The 16,755-nt window shown below is 40.9% G+C and carries 14 protein-coding genes; 9 read left to right on the top strand and 5 right to left on the bottom strand.

The genetic code is table 11. The features are described from left to right. Window positions 1-37 precede the first annotated feature (37 nt). A complete protein-coding gene (locus D1136_RS01130) occupies window positions 38-2,176 on the top strand; it encodes a S46 family peptidase (protein ID WP_161875778.1) in 2,139 nt (712 codons plus the stop codon). A 58-nt stretch (window positions 2,177-2,234) separates the two neighbouring features. Here the strand turns inward: D1136_RS01130 and D1136_RS01125 are convergent, their stop codons facing one another. The 3 genes from D1136_RS01125 to D1136_RS01115 are packed head-to-tail and all read right to left on the bottom strand — an operon-like array spanning window position 2,235 to window position 5,452. Beyond that, on the bottom strand, window positions 2,235-2,915 hold the full coding sequence (locus D1136_RS01125; RefSeq protein ID WP_161875777.1) for a hypothetical protein: 681 nt from the start codon (window positions 2,913-2,915) through the stop codon (window positions 2,235-2,237). Window positions 2,916-2,926: 11 nt separating this feature from the next. Continuing rightward, window positions 2,927-5,065, bottom strand: a complete 2,139-nt coding sequence (locus D1136_RS01120; protein ID WP_161875776.1) for a TonB-dependent receptor — start codon at window positions 5,063-5,065, stop codon at window positions 2,927-2,929. Window positions 5,066-5,122: 57 nt separating this feature from the next. Continuing rightward, complete coding sequence (locus D1136_RS01115; protein ID WP_161875775.1) at window positions 5,123-5,452, bottom strand: hypothetical protein; 330 nt, start codon at window positions 5,450-5,452, stop codon at window positions 5,123-5,125. A gap of 132 nt (window positions 5,453-5,584) precedes the next feature. Here D1136_RS01115 and D1136_RS01110 point away from each other — a divergent pair, with 132 nt between their 5' ends. The 3 genes from D1136_RS01110 to gpmA all read left to right on the top strand — a co-directional run bounded on the left by D1136_RS01110 (window position 5,585) and on the right by gpmA (window position 7,454). Then, entirely contained in the window at window positions 5,585-6,010 is a 426-nt protein-coding gene (locus D1136_RS01110) for a Fur family transcriptional regulator (RefSeq protein WP_161875774.1), read from the top strand. 36 nt (window positions 6,011-6,046) lie between these two features. After that, window positions 6,047-6,598, top strand: coding sequence for an NADH peroxidase (locus D1136_RS01105; protein ID WP_161875773.1), 552 nt, complete (start codon window positions 6,047-6,049; stop codon window positions 6,596-6,598). A gap of 106 nt (window positions 6,599-6,704) precedes the next feature. Continuing rightward, window positions 6,705-7,454, top strand: a complete 750-nt coding sequence (gene gpmA, locus D1136_RS01100) for a 2,3-diphosphoglycerate-dependent phosphoglycerate mutase (RefSeq protein ID WP_161875772.1) — start codon at window positions 6,705-6,707, stop codon at window positions 7,452-7,454. A gap of 10 nt (window positions 7,455-7,464) precedes the next feature. Here gpmA and D1136_RS01095 read toward each other — a convergent pair whose 3' ends face one another. Further along, complete coding sequence (locus D1136_RS01095) at window positions 7,465-8,541, bottom strand: class I fructose-bisphosphate aldolase (RefSeq protein WP_370461302.1); 1,077 nt, start codon at window positions 8,539-8,541, stop codon at window positions 7,465-7,467. Window positions 8,542-8,667: 126 nt separating this feature from the next. Further along, window positions 8,668-9,387 (bottom strand): SAM-dependent methyltransferase, encoded by a 720-nt coding sequence (locus D1136_RS01090; protein ID WP_161875771.1) that lies wholly within the window; start codon window positions 9,385-9,387, stop codon window positions 8,668-8,670. An 82-nt stretch (window positions 9,388-9,469) separates the two neighbouring features. Between D1136_RS01090 and D1136_RS01085 the strand changes: the two genes are divergently transcribed. The 5 genes from D1136_RS01085 (at window position 9,470) to D1136_RS01065 (ending at window position 16,745) form a co-directional block, all read left to right on the top strand. Then, on the top strand, window positions 9,470-10,240 hold the full coding sequence (locus D1136_RS01085) for an MBL fold metallo-hydrolase (RefSeq protein WP_161875770.1): 771 nt from the start codon (window positions 9,470-9,472) through the stop codon (window positions 10,238-10,240). 123 nt (window positions 10,241-10,363) lie between these two features. Beyond that, window positions 10,364-12,868, top strand: a complete 2,505-nt coding sequence (gyrA, locus tag D1136_RS01080) for a DNA gyrase subunit A (protein ID WP_161875769.1) — start codon at window positions 10,364-10,366, stop codon at window positions 12,866-12,868. Between the two features lie 60 nt (window positions 12,869-12,928). After that, window positions 12,929-14,101: a tetratricopeptide repeat protein gene (locus D1136_RS01075; RefSeq protein ID WP_161875768.1), complete on the top strand. Its 1,173-nt coding sequence runs from the start codon at window positions 12,929-12,931 to the stop codon at window positions 14,099-14,101. 177 nt (window positions 14,102-14,278) lie between these two features. Then, the gene (locus tag D1136_RS01070) at window positions 14,279-15,088 is read left to right on the top strand and encodes an SDR family oxidoreductase (protein ID WP_161875767.1); all 810 of its coding nucleotides are present in this window, start codon (window positions 14,279-14,281) and stop codon (window positions 15,086-15,088) included. A gap of 10 nt (window positions 15,089-15,098) precedes the next feature. Continuing rightward, the gene (locus tag D1136_RS01065) at window positions 15,099-16,745 is read left to right on the top strand and encodes a DUF3078 domain-containing protein (protein ID WP_161875766.1); all 1,647 of its coding nucleotides are present in this window, start codon (window positions 15,099-15,101) and stop codon (window positions 16,743-16,745) included. Window positions 16,746-16,755 lie beyond the last annotated feature (10 nt).

Here is a 16,755-nt window from a genome sequence, read left to right as displayed (position 1 = left end):
AAAGTTCCTGAAATGATTACGCTAAATTTACACTAAGATGAAACAAAGAACACTACTTTTAATCCTGGTATTTTTGCTGGGAGGAATGATATGTCGGGCAGATGAAGGAATGTGGATTCCCATGCTGCTGAAAAAATATAACATCGAAGAAATGCAAAGGCAAGGGTTTAAGTTAACGGCAGAAGATATATATGCGGTTAATCAGGCTTCTTTGAAAGATGCTGTCGTCGGACTGGGATATGAGGAGATGCCTTTCTTTCATTTTTGCACCGGAGAACTGGTCAGTAAAGAAGGGCTGGTCATCACGAACCACCATTGTGCTTTTGATATGATTCAGTCGCACAGTAGCCTGGAACACAATTACCTCCGGGACGGATTCTGGGCCAAAAACCGGGAAGAAGAATTGATTAATCCGGGTATTACAGCCTCTATATTGGTAAGAATGGAAGATGTAACTGATAAAATCAATGCCGGTTTAAAAGAGGGGATAAGTTTATCAGAACAAAAACAAAAAATAGCAGAGATATGCCAGCAATTGGAAACAGAAGCTACGGAAGGTACAGAACTGAAAGCGAACATAAAACCTTATTTTAACGGGAATCAATATCTGATGTCAGTATTCCGGATTTTCAAGGATGTTCGTCTGGTGGGAGCTCCGCCCTCCGCCATCGGAAAATTTGGCGGAGATACCGACAACTGGATGTGGCCCCGCCATACGGGAGATTTTTCTGTTCTGCGTATTTATGCAGGTTCCCGGAATGAACCTGCTTCCTATGCCCCGGAAAATAAGCCTTACCAACCGGAATCTTTTTTTAAGATTTCGATGAAAGGTTTGAATGAGGGAGATTTTACCATGGTGTTCGGTTATCCGGGAACTACCAACGAATATTTAACGTCTTATGCCATTGAACAGATTCAGGAGGTAGAGAATCCTCATAAGATTGCGATTCGTACGGCTAAATTGAATGTTATAAATGCAGCGATGGAGTCGGATGAATTATTGCGTATCAAATACGCTTCTAAAGCTGCGGGAGTGGCGAATGCCTGGAAAAAATGGCAAGGGGAGATAAAAGGTCTGAAACGTTTCCGGACTGTAGCCAAAAAGCAAGAGGAAGAAAAAGCATTCCGTCAATGGGCCGGAACGCAGGAAGAATACGCTACTCTCCTGGAGAAATACAAACACCTTTACGGACAAAGAAAAGATTTGGTGTTGGCTGCTGCTTATGTTAATGAAGCCGGAAAAAAAGGAGCTGAAATTGTCGGATGGAGTGCTAATATCGCCCGGCTTTTAAAAGATTCTGCCGAAAAAGAACAGATTTTGATTTATGCTGACGAGTATTATAAAGATTATGACCGGAATACGGATAAAAAGATTTTATCGGAAATGCTCAGACTTTATAACCGGAATCTTGCCCCTGAATGGATTCCGGAGGAAGTACGTAAGGCTGCCGGAAAAAAAGGGATTGATGTATATGTGGACAAACTGTTTGAAACGTCAGTACTCGCAGACCGGGAAACTTTCGTTCAATTTTTAGAGAACAACCGGCTGAAAGCTTATAAGAAATTGCAGAAAGACCCGGCTTATCGTTTGTATGTTTCAATAGACCAATTGTACAAAAAACAAATTCAACCGGAATTGACGCGGATTGGAAATGAAATGACAGTATTGAATCAGAACTGGTTGGCTGCTTTAATGAAAATGCATCCCGAACGTACTTTTTATGCCGACGCAAATTCTACGTTGAGGGTAGCCTATGGAAAGATACAGGGATATGCGCCTTCGGACGCAGTGGGGTATGAATATTATACCACTTTGAAGGGAATCATGGAGAAAGATAATCCGGAAATTTATGATTATAACGTTCCTGACAAATTACGTGAGATCTACCGTAATCGTGATTTTGGCCCATATACGCAAGATGGGGAAGTGCCGGTATGTTTTATTGCGACTAATCATACTACCGGAGGAAATTCAGGTAGTCCGGTACTGAATGCCGAAGGACACTTGATTGGCCTGAATTTTGACCGTGCGTGGGACGGGGTTATGTCCGATTTGCAGTATGCGCCGGAGATATGCCGGAATATAGCCGTAGATATTCGTTATGTATTGTTTATCATGGATAAACTGGCCGGAGCCCACCATCTGATAGGAGAGATGCTACTTGTGGATGAATAACCGGAGAGTATGCCCGAAAGTTGTCCTGAAATATAAAATCTCAGGACAACTTTTTTTATTATTTCGTCAACACAAAACCGATTTTTAAGGTCTGAATATTATTCAGGATAGCAGATACCTGCATTTGAATGCCTTGCAGGGCTTTTTGTTGCTCTGTGGGCTCCATCTCCCCGAATCCCGGTATCATCTGGTCAGCAAGAAGTCCCGACAACTTATTTTTCAGAGGTGCCGTTTCCCAAAGTGTTCTCACATAGGTCTTGTCCAAATAGACAGTCAATTCTTTTCCGGATAGCAGATAATTGAAACTAATTGCCGGGATCATAGCTGCCCGTTCTCTCATGAAAGCGGCTATATCGTCTTTATCCAGTGAAACTTCCATCAGGTTTTCATTTTTTACGTAGCCGGCATGAATATGCAAAGGTTTACCGGCAGCATTCCGGGCTTTTACCAGTAATTGTTGGTTTGAAACAAACTCTATGCCAGTAAAGTAATTCCCCATTTTTTCTGTGGCCATTTCCAGGAAAAGCTGTTTCATTTCTTTTTCGGCTATGGCAAAATTTCCGAAACGGATGGTATCTGTGGCATATTTGAATTCAAGATAGGGTTGATTGTACTTCCAGTCTCCTATCATTTTATCCTGGCCTTCCGAGTGGGCTCCCTGGGTATCTGAATCATCTTCACATGCTGCAAAATGAACGGTTGTAAAAACCAGCATCATTAAATAAGTTATTCTTCTCATATTGTCTAATTTTAGTTTATTTTCAAAGTAATGGAAGCTCCGAAGCGGGCCGGAGCTCCTGATTGTCCCATGTCCCGGTAGGAGGGAAGTTTATTGCCGACAGGATTATTCAGCATATAGGCAAAAAAAGCTTTGTCCAATATATTTTTCCCCCAAATCCGGAAATCAAAGTATTTGCCGGAGATTCCCAATTCCATGTTCCACAAAAAATAAGGCATTTGTTTTAACAAATTGGCTTCATCGAAATATTGCTTTCCAAATCCGTTGACGGTGGTAGAAGCAAAAAAAGAATTACACCAGGATGTCCGAATGGCTCTATGATACGATAAACCGGTATAAGTTGTAAATTCCGGTGCCATCACAATATGATTGCCTTCATGGCTTTTTTCTTCATTGTTGTAATAGCGGGAATGACTGTAACCGGCAGATAAAAGATAGGTCAGGTCCGGTAAAAACTGCCAGCGAATATCCATTTCTCCTCCGTAACTATGGGCATCCCCGGCATTCTTTATTCCGGGTCCCATCATTCCCATAACGAAAATCTGCTGGTCTTTCCAATCTATAAAAAAAGCTGCCAGATTGATATGAAATTTCCCGTTACTGCTGAAGTATTTCATTCCCAGCTCATAATTCCATAATTTTTCTTCTTTATATCCCAACTTGACCATTTGTGAACTCATATCATTCACAATGATGTTATAGCCTCCCGCTTTATAACCTTTGGAAATACTGAGAAACAGAGAAAGATTGTCCTGACATTTCTGTAATAAAGAAAATTTGGGCAACCAGGCCGTAAATACCTTGCTTTCATCGGATTCATGATATTTTTCATAGGATGTTGCTAAAGTAAAAAGTAAGCTGTCTGCATAATCCAACCGGCTTTTTTCACAATCATATCTTAATCCTGCAGTAAAAGACATTCCGGACCAAAGTTCTTGCAGGGTAATCTGTCCGTAACCGGCCAGACCTGAGGTGACTGTATTGTTCTGGTATTTCGCTTCATCCAGTGCCATAGGTAACAAATAGGCTTTATCTTTTCCAAAAGCAGCCAGGTATTTATTAGTCAAATCTTTATAAAATCCGAAAACTCCGATGGTCCAATTCCAGCGGGATCCTGCTGCAGATTGCAGATTGATTTCCTGTGTGAACAAATTTTGTCCGGACTTTTTATTATTATTGAAAACATCCAGATAGGTAAAGTCTGCATCAAAAATCTGCTGGTCTTTGGTCCACGAATAAGAGGTAACTCCCTGGAAAATAAATCGGTTCCAGTTTTTCTTTACATTGGCATACCCGGAAAAAAGTTCCCGTTTGTAAGACGAAGGTGTATTGTAATTTACCAAATACCTGTTATTCTTCAGTGAATCCGCCACATAGTAAGCATACCCGCCATCAAAAGAATGGCTGAAATTCACCCCGAAAGCTATTTTCCAATCCCTGGCAGCATAAGCTATGCCATGGTAACGGAGGTTATAGGAATCGGAAGGATTGGATTTTCGGTTGTGGTCGTAATGATTTTTAAAATATCCCCCGGATTTTTGATATGCGAAAGATAATTTATTATAGACAATCCGGGAGGGCAGGTTGGCGACAAGTTGGTAGTTCCGGGAATTGTAGCTGGCATAACCGGCAGTTGCTTTCAGGGAAAAATCTTTAGCGGGAGCCTGGGTCGTAATATGAATCAGACCGTTAATACTGTTGCGCCCGTATAAAGTTGTCTGCGGACCGCGTAATACTTCTATACGCGAAATGTCATATAGTTCAAAAACAAAAGCATTTTTATCAAATACCGGAACTCCGTCAACATATAAGCCGACAGGAGGAGTACCGGAAACCGTGCCGACTCCCCGGATATATATGGGGGTAGAGAGCTTTAATCCTCCTTCCTGCATATAAAAATTAGGGACAATACCGGAAATATTCCTGAGGTCAGGCGTATTTTCTCCTGTCATAGAACGGGAAGTGATTACCGTCAGAGCCGTTGGAATATCCAAGGGTTTTAATTCCCTTTTTTCTGCAGTCACGACAACCTCCTGCAATTCCCTGACCGTATTAAAGGTTGAATCACCATTATGACTCACGGCAATATGTTGTGCATATACGCCCAAGCCCTTTATCAGTAATAAAAAAATACTGAGAATATAACGCATTGGAATACAATTTAAAAATGAGCAGAACCTATTTTTCCGGGATAGAAGACCGGAATATCAAATACAGGAAGAAACAGGTGGAGCCCTTAAAGTAAGTGCATTACAGACAATAAAAGCATAAAAGGCAGGAAAGAAGAAAAAGTTCTGACTTTTCCGGACTTCCGGAAAAACTACCGGAATCTTTTCCGGATGGAACTCTTCTTCTTCGTAAATATAGTTTTTTTCCTCGTGGCTGAAAGGAACCGGATATTCACAGACGATAGCCTCCGGGAGCAGGGTGATTCCTTCCGGATTTCCTCTGGTTCCCCTAAAATAAAAGCAAATTACCACAAATAGGGGAATCCAAAGATAGATGAATAAATGAGCCGAAATACTTAAAAAAAACATGTTGCAAAACTAAACATTAATTGAAAACATTAATCCTGAAATCCAAAATTTATTTCATAAAAATAATTTGTTTTTAAATAAAAAAGTATATTTTTGCATTAAATTTAAAATTATAATAATTACAATTTTGTAATGAATACATTTTGTAGTGCCTGCGAATATTTGGAAAAACATGGGATTAAACCTTCTTTACAAAGGATTGCCATAGCAGAATATTTGATGGAAAACCGAACTCATCCGACAGCAGACGAAATATATAATGCATTGTCCGTATCTGTTCCTACGCTTTCCAAAACGACAGTGTACAACACATTGAGATTATTTGCGGAGCAAAATGCTGTTCTTTCTTTAGTGATAGATGAAAAAAATGTACGTTTTGATATAGATACTTCCTGCCATGCTCATTTTCAGTGTTGCCGTTGCGGAAAGTTATACGATATTCCGATAGAGAATCCTGATTTGTTTGAACCATCTCGGTCCCGGGATTTTTTTATTACGGAAACTCATTTATATTACAGAGGATATTGTAAAGAGTGCAGAAATAAAACAATGGGATAAGTCCCCAAATTATATTAATCAATAAAAAAAAGCGTTATGAAAAAATTTATTTGTACGGTGTGTGGATATGTACATGAAGGTGAAGAAGCTCCGGAATTTTGTCCGCAATGTAAAGTTCCGAGAAGCAAATTTAAAGAATTAGTTGAAACAGAAGGGGCTCTAACATTTGTTGATGAACATGTTATCGGTATTGCAAAAGGAGTTGATGCAGAAGTATTGGAAGGATTGAAAGCTCATTTCACGGGGGAATGTACGGAAGTGGGTATGTATCTGGCTATGAGTCGTCAGGCAGACCGTGAAGGCTATCCTGAAGTGGCTGAAGCTTTTAAACGTTATGCTTGGGAAGAGGCAGAACATGCTGCTAAATTCTGTGAATTGCTGGGTGAATGCGTATGGGACACCAAAACAAATCTGAAAAAGAGAATGGAAGCAGAAGCTGGTGCCTGTGAAGATAAAAAAAGAATTGCAACACTGGCCAAGAAACTGAATCTGGATGCAATTCATGATACCGTTCATGAAATGTGTAAAGATGAAGCCCGTCACGGTAAAGGTTTTGAAGGACTGTATAACCGGTATTTCAAAAAATAACCGGTATTTTCGGACTTGAGTGGAACTCTTCTGCTAACGCAGGAGAGTTCTTTTTTGTAACCCTGCAAAAGCATTCACGTACTTATCATATTAAACCAGAACCAGTATGAAAAGGATTGTTTTGCTTCGCCACGGACAAAGCTTATGGAACAAAGAGAACAGGTTTACCGGATGGACCGATGTCGATTTGTCTGAACAGGGTATAAAAGAGGCAGTAAAAGCGGGTAATTTATTGAAAGAAAAAGGTTTTGTTTTCGATAAAGCCTATACATCTTATCTAAAAAGAGCCATAAAAACCTTGAATTATGTGTTGGATGCGATGGATTTGGATTGGATTCCGGTGGAAAAAAGCTGGCGACTGAACGAAAAGCATTATGGAGCCTTACAAGGTTTGAATAAAAGTGAAACCGCAGCAGAGTATGGTGACAAACAAGTGTTAATCTGGCGTAGGAGTTACGATATTCCTGCTCCGGCACTGTCTCCGGAAGATAGCCGGAACCCTCGTTTCGACCGGCGTTACAAACAAGTGCCCCCGGCAATGTTACCTTCTACGGAAGCTTTGAAAGATACCGTAGAAAGGATTTTACCTTATTGGAAAAAAGAAATTTTTCCTTCTTTGCAAGTAACAGACCAGATTTTAGTTACGGCTCACGGGAATAGCTTGCGGGGAATTATTAAATACCTGAAAAATATTTCCGATGAAGATATCGTCAACTTGAACTTACCTACGGCTGTTCCCTATGTATTTGATTTTGATGAAGAAATGCATTTGATCAATGATTATTTTCTCGGAGACCCCGAAGAAATTAATAAATTGATGAATGCCGTTGCCAATCAGGGAAAGAAAAAAGATTGATTCATATTTCTCAGGCAATGGTAATCTCTTGATCCAGATATACATCCTGAATGGCGTGCAATAAATGTATGCCATCCTGCATATTTTTTTGAAAAGCTTTCCGCCCTGCAATCAAACCCATGCCTCCGGCTCTTTTGTTTACAACTGCCGTAATGACTGCTTCCTGCAAATCATTGTCTCCCTGTGAAGCACCTCCCGAATTTATCAGCCCCACACGTCCCATATAACAATTCACGACCTGATAACGGCATAGGTCAATGGGATGGGGAGAGGCAAGCCGGTTGTACATTCGTTCGTCCGTTTTTCCGAAATGTAAAGCTGTAAAACCTCCGTTGGTGACCGGTAGTTTTTGCTTTATAATGTCCGCTTCTATGGTCACCCCCAAATGATTAGCCTGGCCGGTCAGATCGGCCGCTTCATGGTAATCTGTCCCTTCTTTTTTAAATGCAGGATTTCTCAGATAGCACCAAAGAATGGTGAACATCCCCTGTTGATGTGCGTATTCAAATGCCTTCGCAATTTCTGTCAGTTGACGGCGGCTTTCTGGTGAACCGAAATAGATGGTGGCACCGACTCCGATAGCTCCCATATTCCAGGCTTCCCTTACACTACCGAAGAGGATCTGGTCATAGTTATTGGGATAGCTAAGCAGTTCATTGTGATTTATTTTCACAATAAAGGGAATTTTATGTGCATATTTACGGGCTACGCTTCCCAAAACTCCGAATGTGGAAGCAATAGCACTACAACCACCTTCTATGGCTAACCGAACAATATTTTCGGGGTCGAAATAAAGCGGATTGGGAGCAAAAGACGCCCCTGCAGTATGTTCTATCCCCTGGTCCACCGGGAGAATGGAAATGTAGCCGGTACCAGCCAGACGTCCGTGGCTCAACAGACGTTGAAAGTTATTGAGTGTCTGCTGGGAGCGGTTGCTGTCTGCCCATATTCTTTCCACCGTATCCGGGGAGGGTAGATGCAATAAGAATGCAGGGACAGTTTGGCATGTATGCCCTAAATAATACTCTTGTTTCTCTCCCAATATGTCAGTAATCCTTACAGAATTTTCCATGTCCTTTTCTTTCATATTTACCCATTATCTACGTATTCTCTTTTCAAAGAGTTGCTGAAAAATGAAAACAGGGGGTTTGGTCTTTCTGCGTGAATATCAGAAAAAAGTCGGAAACGGTATAAATTTGTAACCTGTGAAAAATCAGCACCGTTTGAAAGAGCGTGGAACGTAAATCAGAAATATGGCAGGACGTTTGTGGATGTCCGGCTGTTGCTTTTTCCATTCCCGGACAGGCAGCGTTTTTATATACTCATTGGGGGTTGTGATATCACAGGCAATGGTCAGTAAAGTATCGGCATGCAGAGTCTGGAGCATTTCTTCAAACAGTTTCCGGTTTCTGTAAGGAGTTTCAATGAAAATTTGTGTCCGGTTTTCTAAAGCCGACTGTCTTTCATAATTTTTCAACGCCTTATTCCGCTCATTGTTTTTGACAGGCAGATACCCCTGAAAAGAAAAATTTTGTCCGTTTAATCCGGATGCCATGAGAGATAAAAGAATAGAAGAGGGGCCAACCAAAGGGATGACGCGATAATCATGCTGATGGGCAAGAGCCACCAGTTCCGCTCCCGGATCTGCAATGCCTGCACAACCGGCTTCAGAAATAATTCCTACATCGTTTTTTTCCAAATAAGCCAATATGGCTTCGGTATCTTTGGCGGAAGAATGCTCGTTTAATTCTAAAAATATCAACTCATCAATAACTATATTTTTGTCTATTTTTTTCAGGTAACGACGAGTGTTTTGGGGATTTTCGCTTGCGAATATCCTAATACTTCTGATAACATCAATTACTTCGGAGGGTATGACTGCCGCAATACTTGTTTCACCTAATGTATTAGGGAGTAAAAACAATTTTCCCATGAATGAATTACAATTTATTTCGTTCAAAGATAATACCAATTTTGCAATAAATATTATCTTTGTTGAGACAATTTAGAAAGCAATGAAATTAACAATTTTGGGAAGCGGGACGTCACAGGGAATACCGGTGATCGCTTGTAATTGTCCGGTTTGTCAGTCTGTGAATAAACATGATAAACGTTTGAGGTCTTCTGCCATGTTGGAAATAAAGGGCCGGAAGCTGATTTTTGATGCGGGTCCGGATTTTCGTTACCAAATGTTGCGTGCAGGAGTAAAAGATATCCGGGCAATTTTGTTGACTCATGGCCACAAAGACCATGTGGGAGGCTTGGATGATGTCCGGGCCTTCAATTGGGTAAAACAAGGCGGGGTGGATGTCTATGGCAATGAGGGTACCAAAGAAGTCGTATATAAAGATTTTTCTTATGCTTTCGCAGCTTTTCGTTATCCCGGAGTACCGGAAATCAATTATCATGTATTGGATGGCTCTCCTTTTTATATAGATGACATCCGGGTGATTCCCATACCGGTTTTACACTACAAAATGCCCGTATTGGGTTTCCGGATTCATCAATTTGCTTACATTACGGATGCTAAAACCATACCTTCAACTTCGATGGATTTATTGAAAGGAGTGAAATATTTAGTCATTAATGCCCTGAGAAAGGAAGAACACCTTTCTCATTTCAACTTGACAGAAGCGTTGAAAGTGATTGAAACCATTCAACCCCAAGAAGCCTATCTGACTCACATCGGCCATCAAATGGGACTGGCTGCGGAAGTAGCAAAAGAATTGCCCGTGAATGTAAAATTGGCCTACGATACTTTCACAACAGAGATTCCGGAAGACTAAAAAATGGAGATAAATTCTTTTTATAACAACTGATTTTATTACATTTGTGTGATTTTTTGGGAAAATGCAATAAAGAGTGCACTTGTCCTATTTATTTAATTGATTAACAGAAATTTAATATAGATGGAAAACGGCGGAGAAAAAATTATTAAAATCAACATTGAAGAGGAAATGAAGTCATCTTACATTGACTATTCAATGTCGGTGATTGTTTCGCGGGCTTTACCGGATGTGCGTGACGGCTTGAAGCCAGTACACAGACGTGTGTTGTTCGGCATGGATGAGTTAGGCTTGACATCCGGAAAACCTTATAAAAAATCAGCCAGAATCGTAGGAGAGGTACTCGGTAAATATCACCCGCACGGCGATAGTTCCGTATATATGGCTATGGTGCGTATGGCCCAGGAATGGTCTTTGCGTTATCCGCTGGTTGACGGCCAGGGTAACTTTGGCTCCGTAGATGGCGACAGTCCTGCGGCAATGCGTTATACAGAAGCCCGTATGGCGAAGATTACTGAAGATATGCTGGTGGATATAGACAAAGATACGGTGGATATGACAGATAACTTCGACGGTTCATTAAAAGAGCCGACAGTACTTCCCACCCGTATTCCTTATTTGTTGGTCAACGGAGCTTCCGGTATTGCCGTCGGGATGGCTACCAACATGCCTCCGCATAATATCAACGATGCCATTGATGCCATTTGTGCTTATATAGATAATAAGGATATCGATATTGAGGATTTAATCAAAATCATCAAAGCACCGGATTTTCCTACCGGAGGTACCATTTACGGGTATAGTGGTGTGCGGGAATCTTACCTGACAGGGCGGGGCCGCATTGTTATCCGGGCCAAAACCTCTGTAGAAGTTCTGCCTAACGGACGGGAAAAAATCATTGTGCATGAGATTCCTTATATGATCAATAAGGCGGAACTGATTTCCCGGATAGCCGACTTGATCAATGAGAAAAAAATAGATGGCATTTCCAATATTAATGATGAGTCTGACCGTGAGGGAATGCGGATCGTTATAGATGTAAAGAAAGATGCCATTTCCAATGTCGTATTGAACACCTTATTGAAACATACGGCCTTACAATCTTCTTTCGGTGTCAACAATGTAGCTTTAGTACATGGGCGGCCGAAATTATTGAATCTCAAAGATATGATCCATCATTTCGTGGAACACCGGCATGAAGTGGTGGTTCGCCGTACGCAGTTTGAGTTGCGTAAAGCCGAAGAACGGGCCCATATTCTGGAAGGTTTAATTATTGCTTCGGACCACATTGATGAAGTGATCAAATTGATCCGGGCTTCCAAAAACCCTGTTGAAGCACAAAGTGCCCTGATGGAACGTTTTAGCCTGACGGATAAACAGGCTGCAGCCATTGTGGCCATGCGTCTGGGCCAATTAACCGGTCTGGAGCAGGAAAAACTGAGGGCGGAATACGAGGAAATTGAAAAATTAATTGCTCATTTAAACGATGTTTTAGCACGGGTAGAATTGCGTATGGAGATCATTAAGAATGAGCTTCTGGCAGTGAAAGCCCAATATGGAGATGACCGCAGGACAGACATTGTTTATGCCTCCGAAGAATTCAATCCGGAAGATTTTTATGCCGATGAAGAAATGGTTATCACCATTTCCCACATGGGGTACATCAAACGCACTCCATTATCTGAATATAAAGTCCAGAACAGGGGAGGAGTCGGATCCAAAGGTTCCGCAACCCGGGATGAAGACTTCCTGGAGCACATGATTATGGCTACCATGCACAACACCATGCTTTTCTTTACTGAAAAAGGAAAATGTTTCTGGTTGAAGGTATATGAAATTCCGGAAGGCACCAAACAATCCAAAGGCCGGGCAATCCAGAACTTACTGAATATAGAACCGGATGATAAAGTGAAAGCTTATATTAATCTACTGTCATTGAAAGATGCTGATTATATAAATAGCAACTATATCGTACTGTGTACCAAGAAAGGAATTATCAAGAAAACGACATTGGAAGCTTATTCCCGTCCGCGTCAGAACGGAGTGAATGCCATTACCATTAAGGAAGGTGACCAGTTATTGGAAGCCAAACTGACGAATGGGGAAAACGATATTATGATTGCCGTTAAATCGGGTAAAGCCATCCGTTTCCCGGAATCTAAAGTGCGTCCGATGGGTCGTACGGCTTCAGGAGTACGCGGAGTCTGGATGGAAGAAACAGACGAAGCTGTTGGAATGGTTTGTGTTGAACCGACTAATGCCAACATTTTGGTTGTCTCTGAGAACGGTTACGGGAAACGTTCTGCCATAGAAGATTACAGAATAACCAACCGGGGAGGGAAGGGCGTCAAGACAATCAACATGACGGAAAAAGTGGGAAATCTGATTGCCTTGATTGATGTGACCGATGAAGATAATCTGATGATTATTAACCGTTCCGGGCTTACTATACGTTTAGAGGTAAGCAGCCTGAGGGTCATGGGACGGAATACCCAAGGTGTAAAATTAATCAACCTGCGGAACGACGATTCGATTGCTGCTGTTGCCAAAGTTTCTGCTTCGAAAGAAGAAAACAGCGAGTTTACAGAAGAAAATACCGGATTAGCTCCGGAGGATAATAATGATTAATGTAACCCGGAAACTCCGAAATTCGTGAAATGAACATAAATTAATATAACATTTTTACGTATGAGAAAATTATCTTTCCTTATGGTTCTCCTTTTTTGTGTAACTGCAATTTATGCACAAAAAGGAAAAGTAATACAAGCAACAAGTTACTTTACTTCAGGTAAGCTGGATCAGGCCAAAAAGTTGATTGATGAAGCAATGCAGCACGAAGCATGTGCAAATTATGACAAAGGCTATTTTACGAAAGGACAAATTTATCAGGCTCTTTATGAAAGCCCGATACCTGATTACCGGAAATTAGCCCCCGGAAATGCTCTGGATATTGCCCTGGAAGCCTACAATAAAGTGATTGAGTTGGATGTAAAGAAAAAATATACGGATAAATTGGAACAACAATATAAAAATCTGATTATTGATTATACCAATAAAGCAATTGAATATTACAATGCCGACAATTTTGCGGAAGCTTTCAATACTTTCGAAAAAGTGTTGGAACTGGAACATTCACCGATTGTGACAAAAGAAAATGCAGCAGTAATAGATACGGCCGTGATCTTTAATGCTGCTATTGCTGCACAAAGATCCAATAATTTTGTCAAAGCAGAGGAATACTACAAGAAAGCTCTGACGTATAATTACAATCTTTCCCAGACTTATCCTTTCCTGGCTGCAGCCTTGAAAGCGCAGAACAAAGAAGAGGAAGCCTTGAAGGTACTGCAAAAAGGATATGAATTGTTTCCTAACAATTCGGCTATGCTGGTGGAACTGATCAACCATTATCTGAATACGGATGCCGAAAAAGCATTTGTATTCCTGGACAAGGCCATCGAGCAGGATCCGACAAATGCATCTTATTACAGGGCAAAGGGATTATTGTACGAAAAACTCCAGCAGATGGAGAAAGCCGGAGAAATGTACCAGAAAACATTAGAATATGACCCTAAGGATTTTATGGCTCAGTATGGTTTGGGAAATGTAAAATTAAGTGAGGTGATAAAATTGGACCAGGAAGTCAGCAATATTGTAGATATCAACGAATATAACAAAGGTATCGAAAAAGTGTATGCCGGATATGCGTCTGTTATTCCTTACTTTGAAAAAGCCCTGGAGCTGGAACCAACAGAACAGAATACACTGGCTACATTAAAACAATTGTATTTCAGGTTGAGAAATACCGATCCCAAATATCAGCAGAAATACGATGAAATCCAGGCAAAATTAAATGCCCAATAACTTAAATACTCAAGGGGGATGCAATACTCCCCCTTTTTTGGAAATCCACTACTTAACATAATATAAATTATAGGACACAATATAGAGGTGGAATAAAAACCCTCTTTCCGATCAGAATGCTACACCAAATAAACAAAAATGATTATCTTTGTCCAAATAATCAGAAAACGATTGACTATGCGGGATAAAGTTGTAATTGTTACGGGTGCATCTTCTGGAATCGGTAAAGCTTTAGTATATGAATTAGCACGTCAGAAAGCGAAGATTGCGATTGCCTCGCGGAACATTGAGGAATTGTTGCGTATCGAAGAAGATTTAAAAAAGCAAGGCACGGACATTCTTCCTGTACGGACGGATGTCACCAAGGAAATTGCTTGTAAAGAATTGATAGAACAAACTTACGCGCATTTCGGACGAATCGACGTATTGATCAATAATGCCGGTATTTCTATGAGGGCCTTACTGCAAGATCTGGATACCATGGTTTTGCATAAAGTTATGGATGTTAATTTTTGGGGAACCGTTTATTGTACCAAATACGCTTTACCCTATTTATTACAAACTAAAGGGAGCGTTGCCGGAATCATCTCGATTGCAGGTTTTATCGGTCTTCCCGGACGGACGGGTTATGCAGCCAGTAAATTTGCCGTGAGGGGTTTTTTGAATACCGTAAGAATTGAAAATCGGAAAAAAGGCCTGCATGTCCTGGTGGCCGCACCCGGTTTTACAGCTTCCAATATACGAAAAACAGCGTTGGATGCAGATGGACGCCAACAAGGTGAAAGTCCCAGAAATGAGTCTGAAATGATGAGTGCAGAACGATGTGCCTCCCTGATTGTAAAAGGAATCCGGAAAAGAAAGAGAGAGATTATCATGACTTTTGTTGAAGGGAAACTGGCTGTATTCCTGAGTAAATGGATGCCTGCTTTAGTAGATTATCTCAGTTATAAGCACATGGCAAAAGAACCCGATTCTCCTTTTAAATAAAACCTGAGACATGAAGTTTTTTTTCCTGTTTTTCTTGTTTTTATCAGGTGTCTCCCCTCTCAGTGCCCAGATAATAGAACCGGATACCATACAGCTCCGGACTCTAAACTCACAGCCTGTCCGGGGAAAGGATTCACTTGCGGCAACCAGTGCTTTTCCCGTCCTGCTGGTAAAAAAGAAACTGGAAAACAGCGATATTGAGAATCCGGGAGTCCGCTATGCCCTTCAAAACCTGAAACAGGAAAAATACACCGATGCTGAGGTTCAGGAAGCCATCCGTGTTCTGGTTAAATATGCCGAAAATGAACGCTTAAAAAAAATGGTTCATTACCTGAAGGAGTACTCAGAATCCTTTGTTCCGCGCCAGGAACAAGCGATACGGAAAATACAGGAACACATTACTTTCGACAGCATTGAATTTTACAAAGCGAATCAGCATTTGCTGACCGGAGATTTTGAGGATTACAAAAATACGGATTTGCAGACTTTTCTCTCTTATGTCCGAAATGATTCCAATTATTTGTGGCTCAGAGATGCGAATCGTGATTCGGTATTGGTGGAAATCATGAATATTACTGAAAATACCCTGCGTTTTTGGATGAATAATGGCCGGACTTCTTTTCATCGGTTTTGGGCCAATACAAAAGCCGGCGATACCATTGGAACCTGGATCGAGGTCATACCGGATGCCAACCGTCTGAAAATTTATGTGGACGAAGATGTCTATCAGGTCCCGACTCCTCAGAAAAAAATGCCGGAAAAAAAAGAAGTCATAGCCAATCCTATTCCGAAAGAATGGTTTGCATTGAGACCGATGCAGCCGGGAGAATTGAAAAGGCGTTACTGGACCTACTATTCCGAAGTGGAAATCAATATGAGCCAGGGCAAAGTGGCCAATTGGGCCAGTGGTGGCGAAAACTCCCTTTCTCTGCTTAGTAACCTCCGCTACTACTGGAATTACAATAAAAATAAAACCAGCTGGGAAAACCGGATGCATTATCGCTTCGGATTCATGAAAACCGGAGAGGAAGATATTCGTAAAAACGAAGACTGGCTTGAGTTAAATTCTAAATTGGGACAAAAGGCTTTTAAACACTGGTATTATACAACACAATTCAATGCTCAGACCCAGTTATTCAACTCTTACGATTATCCCAAAGATGCGGACCGTATATTAGTTGCTAATTTTATGAGTCCCGGTTACTTTACCCTCTCTTTGGGTATGGACTATAAGCCCAATGACAATTTTTCGTTGGTACTCTCTCCCATTGCCGGAAAATGGAATTTCGTACGGGACACTTCCAAAGTGGACGCCCAACGCTACGGCATAGAAGAAGGCAAACGTTCAAAGCGGGAAGCCGGTGCACAATTAAACGTATACAGTAAGATTGTCAATATTTTTAAAATTATGGAAATCACCAACGAAGTGAAACTGTTCATGAGTTATGAAAATAAGGACAAATACCTCAATAAAGGAACGGAAAATGAGGAGAAAAAGCGTATCCCGGTCACCGCAAACTGGAAAATGAGCATAAACTTTAAGATCAATTATTTCATGTCTGCTTCCGTTTATACGGAAACCAATTACGATGAAAATTATTCCCGGAAATTACAATTTAAGGAGAATTTAAATTTAGGTGTCAGATTCAGATTTTAAACCAGAATAA

The organism is Odoribacter sp. Z80 (assembly GCF_009935865.1).
Lineage (GTDB): Bacteria > Bacteroidota > Bacteroidia > Bacteroidales > Marinifilaceae > Odoribacter.
Note: the sequence above shows the minus strand (reverse complement) of the source record. Positions and strands in the feature narration are given on the sequence as shown.

What these genes read in the sequence shown, in the direction of transcription:
- D1136_RS01130 (WP_161875778.1), top strand. Translation starts at nt 38, where the DNA reads ATGAAACAAAGAACACTACTTTTAATCCTGGTATTTTTGCTGGGAGGA.
- D1136_RS01125 (WP_161875777.1), bottom strand. Translation starts at nt 2,915, where the DNA reads ATGAGAAGAATAACTTATTTAATGATGCTGGTTTTTACAACCGTTCAT.
- D1136_RS01120 (WP_161875776.1), bottom strand. Translation starts at nt 5,065, where the DNA reads ATGCGTTATATTCTCAGTATTTTTTTATTACTGATAAAGGGCTTGGGC.
- D1136_RS01115 (WP_161875775.1), bottom strand. Translation starts at nt 5,452, where the DNA reads ATGTTTTTTTTAAGTATTTCGGCTCATTTATTCATCTATCTTTGGATT.
- D1136_RS01110 (WP_161875774.1), top strand. Translation starts at nt 5,585, where the DNA reads ATGAATACATTTTGTAGTGCCTGCGAATATTTGGAAAAACATGGGATT.
- D1136_RS01105 (WP_161875773.1), top strand. Translation starts at nt 6,047, where the DNA reads ATGAAAAAATTTATTTGTACGGTGTGTGGATATGTACATGAAGGTGAA.
- gpmA (WP_161875772.1), top strand. Translation starts at nt 6,705, where the DNA reads ATGAAAAGGATTGTTTTGCTTCGCCACGGACAAAGCTTATGGAACAAA.
- D1136_RS01095 (WP_370461302.1), bottom strand. Translation starts at nt 8,541, where the DNA reads ATGAAAGAAAAGGACATGGAAAATTCTGTAAGGATTACTGACATATTG.
- D1136_RS01090 (WP_161875771.1), bottom strand. Translation starts at nt 9,387, where the DNA reads ATGGGAAAATTGTTTTTACTCCCTAATACATTAGGTGAAACAAGTATT.
- D1136_RS01085 (WP_161875770.1), top strand. Translation starts at nt 9,470, where the DNA reads ATGAAATTAACAATTTTGGGAAGCGGGACGTCACAGGGAATACCGGTG.
- gyrA (WP_161875769.1), top strand. Translation starts at nt 10,364, where the DNA reads ATGGAAAACGGCGGAGAAAAAATTATTAAAATCAACATTGAAGAGGAA.
- D1136_RS01075 (WP_161875768.1), top strand. Translation starts at nt 12,929, where the DNA reads ATGAGAAAATTATCTTTCCTTATGGTTCTCCTTTTTTGTGTAACTGCA.
- D1136_RS01070 (WP_161875767.1), top strand. Translation starts at nt 14,279, where the DNA reads ATGCGGGATAAAGTTGTAATTGTTACGGGTGCATCTTCTGGAATCGGT.
- D1136_RS01065 (WP_161875766.1), top strand. Translation starts at nt 15,099, where the DNA reads ATGAAGTTTTTTTTCCTGTTTTTCTTGTTTTTATCAGGTGTCTCCCCT.